Below are 12,181 nucleotides of genomic sequence, written 5' to 3'. Positions count from 1 at the left end.
GAAATCGGAAAGTGTGTTAGTTTCCTACATGAACGCCAAAAATAGAACATCTGGAACAGGCGCGGCCACTCTTTGGTCCGGTGAAAACAGCGCGACGGGATCGCCCGCCGCGGACGCAGCCTGCCCCGGGACCGGCCGCTCATTGTCCGCCGGCGTCAGGCAGAAGGGTTAACGCTGATGGTCGAGACAGCGCGGGGGGCCTGGAGGGACGCCGATGGGGCGCCGGCCGACGACGGCGGGCACCAGGCCAAGCCGATTCCCGATATCATTTCGCAGATCAAGGATTCCTACGGCGACCTGCGTCCGGCGGAACGGCGCGTGGCCGATGTCGTACTGGACGATGTGAAATTCGCGGTCGACGCCTCCAACGCCGATCTCGCGCGCCGTGCGGAGGTGAGCGAGCCGACGGTGACGCGGTTTTGCCGCGCGATCGGCTGCGAGGGCGTGCGCGACTTCAAGCTGAAGCTCGCCCAGAGCCTGGTCGTCGGCGCGCTTTACCTGTCGAAGCCGCCCGCAAGCTCGACCGGCAACGGCATGCCGTTCTGGAGCGCCGTGTTCGGCCAGGCCAGACAGGCCCTGCAGGAGGCCGAACGGCAGCTCGATCCGGCGAGCCTTCAACAGGCGGCCGAGTTCATCGCCAAGGCGCGCCAGGTGACGGTGTTCGGCCTGGGCGGCAGTTCGTCGGCGCTCGCGCAGGAGACCCAGTACCGGCTGTTTCGCTACGGCGTGGCGGTGAGCGCGCACAGCGACCCTTATCTGATGCGCATGACGGCATCGACGCTGAAACCCGACGATCTGGCGATCGCCATCTCGGCGACGGGTCGCACGCGCGAGGTGATCGAGGCGATAGAACTGGCGAAGCACTACCGGGCCAGGACCGTGTGCATCACCGCGCCCGGCAGCGGGCTGGCGCGCGCCTGCGACGTCGCGCTCGCCGTCGCCGTGCCGGAATATCCCGACACGCTGAAGCCGACAGCCTCGCGCTTCGCCTTTCTGGCGGCGGTCGACCTGATGGCGGTCGCGGCCGGCTACAAGCTCGGCGAGAGCGCCCAGGAAAACCTGCGCCGGATCAAATACAACGTCCTGACCCATCGCGGGGGCAAGGACGTGATGGAACCTCTGGGAGACTAGAACGGCGGGCCGCTGCCCCACTTGCCCGCCACCGACCGCCGATCGCATCACCCCCTTATCCCAAAAGCCCGAAGCGCCATGTGTATCCAAGGAGGAGGAATCATGCTCGACGCCGCACCAACCCAGCAGGCGGCCAACTGGCTGCGTTCATTGTCGGTCGCCCTGGACGCTGGCGAGCCTGACACGGCCGCCGCCTTGTTCCTGGAGCAATGCTACTGGCGCGATCTTTTGAGCTTCACCTGGAACATCAAGACGATGGAAGGGCGCACGGCCGTGCGCGAGATGCTCGACGCCACGCTTAAGCAAACGCAGCCGGGCACATGGCGCCTGGAGGGAGAGGCAACGAACGCGGATGGCGTGGTGGAGGCCCACTTCACCTTCGAGACCCAGGTCGCCCACGGCAAGGGCATCGTGCGGCTGCGCGACGGGCGCTGCCACACGCTGTTCACGATGACGACCGACCTCAAAGGCCACGAGGAAAAGGCGGGCCGCACGCGCGAACTCGGTGTGCGCCACAAGGCCGATCCGAGCCGCGAGACCTGGTCCGAAGCACGGGCGCGCGAAAAGGCGACACTCGGCCACACCGAAGAGCCCTACTGCCTGATCATCGGCGGCGGACAGGGCGGCATCGCGCTCGGCGCGCGGCTAAAGCAACTCGGCGTGCCAACCATTATCGTGGAGAAGAATGCGCGCGCCGGCGATTCTTGGCGCAACCGCTACCGGACGCTCGTGCTGCACGACCCGGTCTGGTACGATCACCTGCCCTACATCCCCTTCCCCGCGCACTGGCCCGTCTTCACGCCCAAGGACAAGATGGGCGACTGGCTGGAAATGTATGCCAAGGTGATGGAGCTCAATTACTGGGACTCCACAAGCTGTGTCAGCGCGGCCTATGACGAAACCGAAAAGGTCTGGACGGTCGAACTCGAACGCGCCGGCGAACGGATCGTCGTCAAACCGCGCCAACTCGTGTTCGCCACCGGCGCCTACGGCCCGCCGCGCCGCATCGCGCTTGCCGGCGCCGAACGTTTCAAGGGTCAGGTCCTGCATTCCAGCGACTATGCCGGCGGCACGCCGTTCAAAGGCCGCAAATGCGCGGTGATCGGCGCGGCGAGTTCCGGTCACGACGTCTGCGTCGACCTTTGGGAGAGCGGCGCCGAGGTGACCATGGTCCAGCGCTCGCCGACCACCGTGGTCAAATCCGACACGATGATGGAGATGGCGTTCGACATCTATTCCGAGGAGGCAGTCGATCGCGGCATGACGACGGAGGCGGCCGACATGCTGGTGGCCTCCACGCCCTTTGCCCTGCTGCCGGAAAGCCAGAAGGCGCTGTGGGACGAGATCAGGCGACGCGACGCGGCGTTTTACGACAAGCTGGCGGCGACCGGCTTTGCGGTCGATTTCGGCGAGGACGAAACCGGGCTGATGATGAAGGCCTATCGCACCGGTTCGGGTTATTACATCGATGTCGGCGCGAGCGACCTGATCATCGACGGCGAAATCGGCATACGCAGCGGCAAGCAGATCAAGGCACTGAGCGAAAACGGCATCCTGTTCGAGGACGGCGAAGAGCTGGCGGCCGACGCGATCATCCTGTGCACCGGCTATCACTCCATGCACGAGACCGTGGCGCAGATCGTCTCGCGCGAGGTCGCCGACAGCATCGGACCGTGCTGGGGCCTGGGATCGGGCGTAAAAAACGATCCCGGCCCGTGGCAGGGCGAATTGCGCAATATGTGGAAACCGACGGCGCAGGAGGCGCTGTGGTTCCATGGCGGCAATCTGGCGCTGTCGCGGTTTTATTCCAAGATCGTCGCCCTGCAGATCAAGGCGCGGATGGAAGGCATCGACACGCCGGTCTACCGGGACCCGGCATAGATTCCGGCCGGGACGACGCGCCGCCCCTCAATGCCGGCAATAGGGGCGGCCGAAATGCGCGACCACCAGGTCGGTATGGGTGTGACGCGCTTTGGCCCCGCTCGCGGCCAGCTCGGCCGGGGAACGGATTTCGTCATTGGGCAGCCAGGCGCCGCCGGCAACGATGCCGCGCGACACCAGCCGCTCGGTGGCCGTCAGCGTATTGCCGACAGAATCGGTGAAGCTGACGTTGCCCGGCTCGAGCGCCAGCACGCTGAGATCGGCCGGACCGCCGACGGCCACCCGGCCGAGGTCCTCGCGGCCGATCGCGTCGGCGGGCGCCTGCGTCGTGGCGCGGATGATTTCGGTCAGCGGCATGCCGAGCGCCATCAGTTTCGACATGCACACCAGAAGATCGAAAGCCGGCCCGTCGACGCACAAGAGATGGACATCGCTGCTGATCACGTCGGGCAGCATGCCTCCGGCAAGCATCGTGCGCGCGACCTCGAAATCGAACGAGCCCATGCCGTGGCCGATATCGAAGATGACGCCGCGCTCGCGCGCCAGGCGCATATCGGCCTTGATCTCGCCGGCGCCGTTGACCGGCGCGTTCGGGAACGGGCGAAAGCAATGGGTGAGCACGTCGCCGCGCCGCAGACGCTCGAGCACGTCGAGGCGCCCGGGCGGCGGTTCGTCGATATGCGCCATCACCGGCAGGCCGACCCGGTCGGCGGTTTCCATCGCCAGTTCCAACGGCGCGATGCCGCTGGTGCCGCCGGCAATACGGCCGGTGCGCACCTTCATGCCGACGATAACGTCGTTGTGCTCACGCGCGCAGGCGACCGCCTCGCGCGGGTCGCACAGGCGCAGGTCGGCGCATTCGCCGACCATCAGGCGGTTGGAAAACCCGAAAATGCCGGCGAAGGAAATGTTGAGATAGGCCACGATGCGCACCTTGGCGCGGTCCATCACGTGACTGCGAAAACCGAGAAAATTGCCGGCGCCGGCGCTGCCGGCATCGACATAGGTGGTGGTGCCGCTCGGGGCCGCCAGCCGGTCGGCGTTGACGCCCAAGGACGTGCCGCCCCAATAGACGTGACTGTGCAGGTCGATCAGCCCCGGGGTGACAAGGCATCCCCCCGCGTCGACGACGCGGGCCGCGCCGTCCACGGGCAGTCCTGCGCCGATCGCGGCCACCCGCCCCTGAGCGACGCCGACATCCACAACGGCATCGACGCCACGGCTGGGATCGATCAGCCGACCACCCCGCACAAGCACGTCAAAAGACATCAGCCAACCGCTCCCGTTCGCGCTTCCATGGCAGCCTCTCCGTTCTCGCCGCGCCCGTTCACACGGGCTTGTAGGCGACCGCCTCGACCTCGATCTTGATGTCGATCATCAACCGGCTCTCCACCGTGGTCCGTGCCGGCGGATTGGTGGGGAAGTGACGAGCGTAGACGGTGTTGAACGCGCCGAAATCGCGCGCGTCCTCGAGCCACACCGTCGTCTTGACCACGTCGTCCATGGTGCAGCCGGCAAGCTTGAGCGCCGCGCCGACATTGAGCAACACCTGCTCGGTCTGCTCGACGATGCCACCTTGCACCACCTTGCCGTCGCTGACCGGGACCTGGCCGGAAACATAAACGAAATCGCCCGCGCGCACGGCTGGCGAAAGCGGAACGTGGGACGATCCGAAGCATTGCTTGGACATCAAAAAACCTCCAGTCGGCACTTTATCGTCGATGCGGATGCGCCAGGCCGCGTACCGCGCGCGAGGCACGGCGCATTTCCCCCGCCGTTGCGGCGTCGCACGAACAGGTTGCTGCGCCACCGATAATCCGATCCTGTTACAGGCCGTGTTGGAAAGCAACATCTTTCATAGTTTTGTGTTGCTTTATTACAAGAATGTTCGCATCCTGTCTGCCGCGGAAGCGGCGCGGCCGCCAGTACGCCGGTTGCGCGCGCCGCAAGCAGCAGAAACCGACGGGGGGAGACATGATCGATTTCGCGGGCGCACGTGTGGTCGTGACCGGCGCGGGCGGCGGTGTGGGCACCGCGCTGGTGGCAACGCTTCGTGATTGCAACGCAAGCATCGTGGCCTGCGACCGACCGGGCGCGGATCTGACAGCGCCCGGCATTGCCGAAAGCCACCATTTCGACCTTTTGGACGAGGACGCGCTTCACCGCACATGCACGGCGATCTGCGCAAAGGGCGCGCCCGCCGCGGTGATCTCGAACGCCGGCTGGACACGCGCGGAAACGCTCGCCGACATCACGCCTGACAACCTGGCCGCGGAACTCAACGTGAATTTCCGCAGCGCGGCGCTGCTGTCGCGCGCATTCGTGCCGGCGATGCGCGACCAGCCCTCGGGTACGGCCTTTGTGTTCGTGTCCTCGGTCAACGCGCTCGCCCATTACGGCAATCCGGCCTATTCGGCGGCCAAGGCCGCCCTGCATGCCTGGATGCGGGCGATCGCCACCGAGGAAGGCCGCAACGGCATCCGCGCGAACGCCGTCATTCCCGGATCGATCAAGACCGACGCCTGGACGCATCGGCTGGAGGAGAATCCGGAAATCCTGGCCGCCGTCACCCGGCTCTATCCGCTCGCGCGGCTGGTGGAACCGAGCGAAGTGGCGCGCGCGATCGTCTTTCTGGCCTCGTCCTGGGCAAGCGGCATCACCGGTGCCACATTGCGGGTGGATGCGGGCGTGAGCGCCAGCAACCTGCCATTTCTCGAGCAGATCGCCGGCTAGCCGCGATCACGATCATTCAGCGGAGCCCTTTTCATGAAATTTCTCGACCTCGACACACCGGCCGTGATCATCGACCGCCGGATCGCCGACGCCAATCTGCGCCGCGCCCAGGAATACGCCGACGCGCACGGGCTGACGCTGCGTCCGCATATCAAGACCCACAAGCTGCCGCTATTTGCCAAACGCCAGATCGAGCTCGGGGCCGTCGGCATCACCTGCCAGAAACTCGGCGAGGCCGAGGCGATGGCCGACGCCGGCATCGCCGACATCTTCATCCCCTACAACATTGTCGGCGCCGACAAGCTGGACCGGCTGCACGCCCTGCATCATCGCCTCACCCTTTCGGTGAGCGCCGACAGCCGGCCGACCGTCGAGGGTTACGCGGGCCGCTTCACCGATCCATCGCACCCCCTGCCCGTGTTGATCGAATGCGACACCGGCGCCGGGCGCTGCGGCGTGCAGTCGCCGCAGGAGGCGCTGGAACTCGCCAGGCTGATCGACGCCGCGCCGGGGTTGCGCTTCGAGGGGCTGATGACCTATCCGCCGCGCGGCGCGGGCGCCAAGGTGGATGCGTGGTTCAAGTCGGCGAAAAAGATGCTCACCGACGCCGGGCTCGAGGTGCCGCACATTTCCAACGGCGGGTCACCGGATCTTTATGCCGCCGCCGAGGTGACGTCTGCCGACGAACACCGGCCGGGAACCTATATCTATTCCGACCGCATGCAGGTCTCGCTCGGGCTTGGAACGCTCGAGGATTGCGCGTTGAGCGTGCTGGCAACAGTTGTCAGCCGCCCGACCCCGGACCGCGCCGTGCTCGATACCGGCTCCAAGGCGCTGGCCGCCGACCGCTGCGATGCGCCCGGCCACGGCCATATCATGGACTATCCGCAGGCGGTGGTGACCGCTCTCAGCGAAGAACACGCGGTGGTCGACCTTTCCGGCTGCGCGGCCAAGCCGGCGGTCGGCGACAAGGTGCGCGTCATTCCCAACCATGTGTGCGTGGTGTCCAATCTGTTCGACGCCGTCCACCTGATCGACGGACAAGAGGTGATCGCCCGCGTGCCGGTCGCCGCGCGCGGCCGCGTGTCCTAGGACGACGAAAATGTCGGCAAAACCCACTACGGAGCCCAACATGCAGTTCGACAAAAACCCGTTTCCGGAAGGCGACGCCGACCGTCACTATCTTTGGGAAATGCTGGTGCGCCGCGACATCGACGCCTTCATCGCCCAGGACTGGTCGATGGTCGAGCGCGACTTCATCGCCGAGAGTTTTTTCGGCATGCACGCCCATTTCCTCGCCGACGCGGATGCCTGGCGGCTGCAGTTTCCGCGGCTGGAGGTCTATCGCGACGAATGGCTGCGCCAGGCGAAGGAATCGGCGGCGAGCCGTTTCGGCGAGCCGCTGCGCGAGGCGATGTTCCGCATCACCAATATGCGCGACATCGACATCGACGGCGACCGCGCCGTGCTGCACAAGAAGTTCAACGGCGCAATCGCCCGCCCCGACGGCGAGCCGACGCGGCTCAAATGGCAGACGCTGTATTTCTGCCGCAAGGTCGACGGCGTGTGGAAAATCGCCGGTTTCGTCGGGTACATGCCGCATCCGCTTGGCGCGTGAGCCCTGCCCGTCCACAACGCGTCTTGAGCCAGGGGGAACAAAGACCAATCAGGCCTGGGCCGAGGACACCGGCAGGGGAACGAAGCGAAGCCCGGCGGCGTCCCGGTCAAGACGGCCGAAAGCGTGTAATGCAAAATGATACGGCGCCGGGATCGTGGCGGTGCCGGCGTTTTCGATCAGACCACTCCCCTTGCCACACCTATGCCAGCGGGTGGCGGCTATCCGCGCCGAGCGTCTCGACCAGGCGCCCGGTCAGCACCCGCACGAGATTTGCCCGATAGGCGCCGCCTGCGTGGATGTCGCTCAGCATCTGTTCCGGGTCGAGTTCCAGTCCGGCGACGGCGTCGCCGGCGAAACGCGCGTCAAGAGCGGCCTCGGCCTCGGTCCAGCGAAACACGCCGGCCGTGCCCGCGCCGGTGACCGCGACCCGCACGCCGTGCCGGTGACGCGCGACGAAAACGCCGACGATGGCGAAACGCGACGCCGGCTGACGGAATTTTAGGTAGCCGCAGCTGCGGCATGACGGGAAAACCACGTCGCGGATCATCTCGTCCGGCTCGAGCGCGGTCTCGAACAGGTCGACGAAAAACGCGTCCGCGCCGATCTCGCGGCGGTCGGTCCTGATCGTCGCGTCGAGTGCGAGCAGAGCTGCCGGATAGTCGGCGGCGGGATCATTGTTGGCGACGGAACCGCCGATCGTGCCCCGGTTGCGCACCTGGGCATCGCCGATCATGGCGGCGAGGTCGGCGAGCCCCGGGACATTGTCGCGCACGACGGGCGACGCGGCGACGGCGGCATGCCGGCACATCGCGCCGACACGCACCCCGCCGTCGGACACGGCCAGCTCCATCAGCTCCGATACGCCATTGAGATCGATCAGCAGGTCCGGCGCGGCCAGCCCCTGCTTCATGGTCGGCACCAGCGTCTGCCCGCCGGCAAGCAGCATCGGCTCGTCGCGCTCACGCAGCAGGCCGAGCGTCTCGGCCAGCGATGTGGGGCACGCATAGTCGAACTTGTTCATGGCCGCATCGTCTCCGCCGCATCCAGGATCGCCCTGACGATGTTTTCATAACCGGTGCAGCGGCAGATATTGCCCTCAAGCTCCTCGCGCACTGTGTGTTCGTCGAGATCGCCGGCGTGGCGCGCCACCATGTCGAGCGCCGACATGATCATACCGGGCGTGCAGAACCCGCATTGAAGCGCGTGATGTTCGTGGAAGGCCTGCTGCATGGGATGCAGCGTCCCGCCCTCGGCCAAGCCCTCGATCGTGGTGACCTTGCGACCCTGGCACTGGAGCGCGAGCAGCGCGCAGGATTTGACCGCAACGCCGTCGAGATGAACGACACAGGCGCCGCATTGGCTGGTATCACAACCGACATGCGTGCCGGTCAGCCGGCATTGATCGCGCAGAAACTCCACCAGCAACGTGCGCGGCTCGACCTCGGCCACGACCGGCTTGCCGTTGATTTCCGTTTCCAGCCGCATCAACTCATCTCCAATGTCAAGTTGCGTCACCTGCCGCATTCTGGCTCCGACGCGGCCCCCGACCTCCATCGCGCCTAACGCACCAGCGCGCGAACGCGGTTCTCCAGAAGCCGCACCAGGCTGAGCGCCGTCATTTCGGACGATTTCGGGTTCGTCGCGAGGGGTTCGTTCTCGATCGACACATCGAGGCGCCCGAACGCCCCTTCCGCCGCGATCCGGTGACCGTTGCGCGAAACCGACGGGTCGGCGCACAAGGCGACGCGTGTGCGATCCAGACCGATGCCGGCCAGCGCGGAAATCACCGCGACATTAGCGTTTTGCGGAAAGCGGTCAGCCGCCTCGCGCGCCGTGCCGGAAAAGAAAATCGTCGCGCCATCAAGGTCGTCGAGATCGGTCAGCGTTTCGGCCGCGGTTCCCCGCCAGGCCGCGGGCGGCTTGACGATGGTGTGCTCGACCGTTTCGAGATCAAGCGTCGCCGCGGCGGCGAGCGCGTCGATGCCTCCCATCGCACCGGGCGGAACGAGGATTTGCGCGCCGGTGCGTTCGGCGCTCGCGACCAGGCGCGCCAGAAGCGCGTCGTCGCAGAAGGCGGAGGTGGAGGAGACGACGAAATCGCGCCCGGCCGAAAGCGCTGCCTGGCCCCAGGGTTCGACGCTCGGCCGACCGGCCGCTTCCACGACAAGATCGATATCCAGCCCGGTCAACTCGCCCGGCTCTGCAATCAACCGGGCCGAGGCCGGCAGATCGGGCCTGGGTGCGGCCGTGTCGCGGACGGCGACCGCGACGAAGGCGATTTCGCCCCTGCCCCGTTCGGCCAGCAGCGCGGCGACGCGTCTTGCGATCGCCCCCCAGCCGACGATGGCGACACGCAGTCTGCGCCGCGATACTTGACTAGAGTCCGACATAAGACTGCACCCTTTCAGTGTCGCGCTCAAGGTCCACGCCATCGCCCGACCACACGGTCCGTCCCTTTTCAAGCACGAAATGCCGGTTGGCCAGGCGTTTAAGGACATGAATGTTCTTGTCGATCAACAGGATCGACTGACCTTCGGCCTTGAGGCGCTCGACACAGGCCCAGATCTCGGCGCGAATCACCGGCGCCAACCCTTCGGTCGCCTCGTCGAGGATGAGAAGGCGCGGATTGGTCATCAGCGCGCGACCGATGACCAACATTTGCTGCTCGCCGCCTGACAGGGTGACGGCGGATTGCCCGGCGCGCTCGCGCAGGCGCGGAAACAGCGCATAGACCCGTTCCAGCGTCCAGGGCTCGGCACGCCGCAGCCGGTTCGACGCGGTCGCGACCAGGTTTTCGCGCACGCTGAGCGTGGGAAACACCTGCCGGCCCTCAGGCACCAGCCCGACCCCGAGCCGGGCGACGGCCTCCGGCGCAGCGCCGAAGACGGAGCGGCCGTCGATCTGCACCTCACCGGCCATGGGCGGCAAAAGCCCCATGATCGCGCGCACAGTGGTAGTCTTGCCCATGCCGTTGCGCCCGAGCAGGGTGACCACCTCGCCCTCGGCGATTTCGAACGCGACGTCGAACAGAACCTGGCTGGCGCCATAAGCGGCCTGCAGGGCGCTGACCTTCAGCATGCCTCGTCTCCTTCGCCGAGATAGGCCTTGCGGACTTCCGCGTGCGCGCGGATCTCGTCCGGGCTTCCCGTGGCGATCACCCGGCCGTAGACGAGCACCGAGATACGGTCGGCCAGCTTGAAGACGGCGTCCATGTCGTGCTCAACCAGAAGCATGGCGACGGTCTGCTTGAGGCCGCGCAGCATCGCGATCATCTGCTGGCTTTCGGCATGCCCAAGGCCGGCCATCGGCTCGTCGAGCAGCAGCAGGCGCGGCCGACCGGCGAGTGCGACGACGAGTTCCAACTGCTTGCGCTCGCCATGCGACAGGTTGGCCACGACCTCGTCGGCGCGCTCGGCAAGCCCGGCATCGGCCAGCAGCGCGTCGGCTTCGGCGCGCAACTGCCGGTCGGCGCGCACATTGGCCAGGAAGCGAAAACTGTGGCCCTGGCGCACCTGGACGGCGATCGCGACATTGTCGCGGACGGAATAGTCCGACAGCAGGCAGGTGATCTGGAACGAACGCGCAAGCCCGCGCGAAACCCGCTCGGCGGTTGCGAGCCCGTCGATCCCCTTGCCGTCGAGCTCGATCGTGCCGCCATCGGGGCGCAACTCGCCAAAGAGCTGCGAGATCAACGTCGTCTTGCCGGCGCCGTTGGGGCCGATGAGCGCGTGGATTTCGCCGGCGCGCACGTCGAGGTCGACCGCGTCGGTGGCCAGCAAGCCTCCGAAACGCTTGACGAGGCCGCGAACGGCCAGAATAGGGGCCGTCATGCGCGCCTCCCGGCAAGGCGCAGCGCCAGGGCCTGTACCCCGCCATGCGTGTAAAGCACGACGAACAGCAGGACCGCGCCGACGCCGAGCTGCCAATATTCGGTCCACGCGGCGAGGACGGTCTCCAGAATGATGAAGACGGCGGCGCCCGCGAGCGGGCCGAACAAGGTGCCGACACCGCCGAGAATGACCATGACCATCAGTTCGCCGGATTTGGTCCAGTGCAGCATGTCGGGGCTGGCGAAGCGCATGAAATTGGCCATCAGCGCGCCAGCGAGCCCCGCTCCCATGCCGGAAATGACGAAGGCGGCGAGCTGGTAGCGATAGACCGGCAGCCCGATCGCGGCCATGCGCCGCTCGCTCTGGCGCAGCCCGACCAGCACATTGCCGAAGCGCGAATTGACCACCCGCCACAACAGGACGAAAAAGACCACGGCCGCCGTCAGGCAGACATAATAGATGGTCTGCTTGTCGCGCATGTTGAGGCCGGGCACTTCATTGGCACGACGGATGATCAGCCCGTCGTCGCCGCCATAGGCCTTCAGCGAGACAAACAAGAAAAACAGCATCTGGGCGAAGGCGAGCGTGATCATGATGAACTGCACGCCGCTGGTGCGCAGCGACAGCGCGCCGATCAGGGCGGCGAACGCGCCGCTGACCAAGATCGCGGCCGGCAGCGTGACCAGAAGCTGGTTGCTGCCGGGAATGAAGCCGAACAGCGGCTCGCCGGCGGCGTAGTGCTGGTAGAGGATGCCGACGACGTAGCCGCCGATCCCGAAAAAGGCGGCGTGACCGAAAGACACCATGCCGCCGTAACCGAGCACCAGGTTGAGGCTCGCCGCCGCGATACCGTAGATCAGGATGCGGGTCGCCAGCGAGGTCAGCGCCGGCTGGCCGGTGGCGTCGGCGAACACCGGCAGGGCGACGAGCGCGACCAGCACGAAAAGACAGAGCACGAGCCTGAAAGTGGATGAACCGTTCATGAGAA

The 12,181-nt window shown here is 66.3% G+C and carries 13 protein-coding genes; 5 read left to right on the top strand and 8 right to left on the bottom strand.

The features are described 5' to 3' along the window. The first annotated feature begins 177 nt into the window (after window positions 1-177). On the top strand, window positions 178-1,131 hold the full coding sequence (locus ACT2B0_RS07135) for a MurR/RpiR family transcriptional regulator (protein ID WP_473462989.1): 954 nt from the start codon (window positions 178-180) through the stop codon (window positions 1,129-1,131). 102 nt (window positions 1,132-1,233) lie between these two features. Continuing rightward, window positions 1,234-3,012 (top strand): NAD(P)-binding domain-containing protein, encoded by a 1,779-nt coding sequence (locus ACT2B0_RS07130; RefSeq protein WP_473462986.1) that lies wholly within the window; start codon window positions 1,234-1,236, stop codon window positions 3,010-3,012. A gap of 27 nt (window positions 3,013-3,039) precedes the next feature. Here ACT2B0_RS07130 and ACT2B0_RS07125 read toward each other — a convergent pair whose 3' ends face one another. Together ACT2B0_RS07125 and ACT2B0_RS07120 are read right to left on the bottom strand one after the other, a co-directional pair. Further along, complete coding sequence (locus ACT2B0_RS07125) at window positions 3,040-4,281, bottom strand: amidohydrolase/deacetylase family metallohydrolase (protein ID WP_473462984.1); 1,242 nt, start codon at window positions 4,279-4,281, stop codon at window positions 3,040-3,042. Between the two features lie 58 nt (window positions 4,282-4,339). Beyond that, window positions 4,340-4,705 carry a RidA family protein gene (locus tag ACT2B0_RS07120; protein ID WP_473465838.1) on the bottom strand — a complete coding sequence of 122 codons (366 nt, stop codon included), beginning with the start codon at window positions 4,703-4,705 and terminating at the stop codon, window positions 4,340-4,342. A 281-nt stretch (window positions 4,706-4,986) separates the two neighbouring features. On the opposite strand from ACT2B0_RS07120, the gene ACT2B0_RS07115 reads away from it, so the two are divergent. The 3 genes from ACT2B0_RS07115 to ACT2B0_RS07105 are packed head-to-tail and all read left to right on the top strand — an operon-like array spanning window position 4,987 to window position 7,363. Beyond that, window positions 4,987-5,745: an SDR family NAD(P)-dependent oxidoreductase gene (locus ACT2B0_RS07115; RefSeq protein WP_473462981.1), complete on the top strand. Its 759-nt coding sequence runs from the start codon at window positions 4,987-4,989 to the stop codon at window positions 5,743-5,745. Between the two features lie 33 nt (window positions 5,746-5,778). Further along, window positions 5,779-6,837: a D-TA family PLP-dependent enzyme gene (locus ACT2B0_RS07110; protein ID WP_473462979.1), complete on the top strand. Its 1,059-nt coding sequence runs from the start codon at window positions 5,779-5,781 to the stop codon at window positions 6,835-6,837. Between the two features lie 40 nt (window positions 6,838-6,877). Continuing rightward, on the top strand, window positions 6,878-7,363 hold the full coding sequence (locus ACT2B0_RS07105) for a hypothetical protein (protein WP_473462977.1): 486 nt from the start codon (window positions 6,878-6,880) through the stop codon (window positions 7,361-7,363). Window positions 7,364-7,562: 199 nt separating this feature from the next. Here ACT2B0_RS07105 and ACT2B0_RS07100 read toward each other — a convergent pair whose 3' ends face one another. The 6 genes from ACT2B0_RS07100 to ACT2B0_RS07075 form a co-directional block, all read right to left on the bottom strand. Beyond that, entirely contained in the window at window positions 7,563-8,384 is an 822-nt protein-coding gene (locus tag ACT2B0_RS07100; RefSeq protein WP_473462975.1) for an FAD binding domain-containing protein, read from the bottom strand. Next, window positions 8,381-8,851, bottom strand: a complete 471-nt coding sequence (locus tag ACT2B0_RS07095) for a (2Fe-2S)-binding protein (RefSeq protein WP_473465836.1) — start codon at window positions 8,849-8,851, stop codon at window positions 8,381-8,383. The genes ACT2B0_RS07100 and ACT2B0_RS07095 overlap by 4 nt, the downstream gene beginning before the upstream one ends. Before the next feature lie 71 nt (window positions 8,852-8,922). After that, the gene (locus ACT2B0_RS07090; RefSeq protein ID WP_473462973.1) at window positions 8,923-9,783 is read right to left on the bottom strand and encodes an aspartate dehydrogenase; all 861 of its coding nucleotides are present in this window, start codon (window positions 9,781-9,783) and stop codon (window positions 8,923-8,925) included. Beyond that, window positions 9,740-10,441 (bottom strand): ABC transporter ATP-binding protein, encoded by a 702-nt coding sequence (locus ACT2B0_RS07085; RefSeq protein ID WP_473462970.1) that lies wholly within the window; start codon window positions 10,439-10,441, stop codon window positions 9,740-9,742. Before ACT2B0_RS07085 ends, ACT2B0_RS07090 begins: the two co-directional genes overlap by 44 nt. Beyond that, complete coding sequence (locus ACT2B0_RS07080; protein ID WP_473462968.1) at window positions 10,435-11,193, bottom strand: ABC transporter ATP-binding protein; 759 nt, start codon at window positions 11,191-11,193, stop codon at window positions 10,435-10,437. The genes ACT2B0_RS07085 and ACT2B0_RS07080 overlap by 7 nt, the downstream gene beginning before the upstream one ends. Further along, the gene (locus ACT2B0_RS07075) at window positions 11,190-12,176 is read right to left on the bottom strand and encodes a branched-chain amino acid ABC transporter permease (RefSeq protein WP_473462966.1); all 987 of its coding nucleotides are present in this window, start codon (window positions 12,174-12,176) and stop codon (window positions 11,190-11,192) included. The genes ACT2B0_RS07080 and ACT2B0_RS07075 overlap by 4 nt, the downstream gene beginning before the upstream one ends. Window positions 12,177-12,181: the final 5 nt, after the last annotated feature.

The sequence above is a fragment of the Nitratireductor sp. J20-h4 genome (assembly GCF_056780505.1).
Note: the sequence above shows the minus strand (reverse complement) of the source record. Positions and strands in the feature narration are given on the sequence as shown.

Coding starts and splice junctions, on each gene's coding strand:
- ACT2B0_RS07110 (WP_473462979.1), top strand. CDS start 5,779: ATGAAATTTCTCGACCTCGACACACCGGCCGTGATCATCGACCGCCGG.
- ACT2B0_RS07080 (WP_473462968.1), bottom strand. CDS start 11,193: ATGACGGCCCCTATTCTGGCCGTTCGCGGCCTCGTCAAGCGTTTCGGA.
- ACT2B0_RS07075 (WP_473462966.1), bottom strand. CDS start 12,176: ATGAACGGTTCATCCACTTTCAGGCTCGTGCTCTGTCTTTTCGTGCTG.
- ACT2B0_RS07100 (WP_473462975.1), bottom strand. CDS start 8,384: ATGAACAAGTTCGACTATGCGTGCCCCACATCGCTGGCCGAGACGCTC.
- ACT2B0_RS07085 (WP_473462970.1), bottom strand. CDS start 10,441: ATGCTGAAGGTCAGCGCCCTGCAGGCCGCTTATGGCGCCAGCCAGGTT.
- ACT2B0_RS07135 (WP_473462989.1), top strand. CDS start 178: ATGGTCGAGACAGCGCGGGGGGCCTGGAGGGACGCCGATGGGGCGCCG.
- ACT2B0_RS07125 (WP_473462984.1), bottom strand. CDS start 4,281: ATGTCTTTTGACGTGCTTGTGCGGGGTGGTCGGCTGATCGATCCCAGC.
- ACT2B0_RS07105 (WP_473462977.1), top strand. CDS start 6,878: ATGCAGTTCGACAAAAACCCGTTTCCGGAAGGCGACGCCGACCGTCAC.
- ACT2B0_RS07115 (WP_473462981.1), top strand. CDS start 4,987: ATGATCGATTTCGCGGGCGCACGTGTGGTCGTGACCGGCGCGGGCGGC.
- ACT2B0_RS07130 (WP_473462986.1), top strand. CDS start 1,234: ATGCTCGACGCCGCACCAACCCAGCAGGCGGCCAACTGGCTGCGTTCA.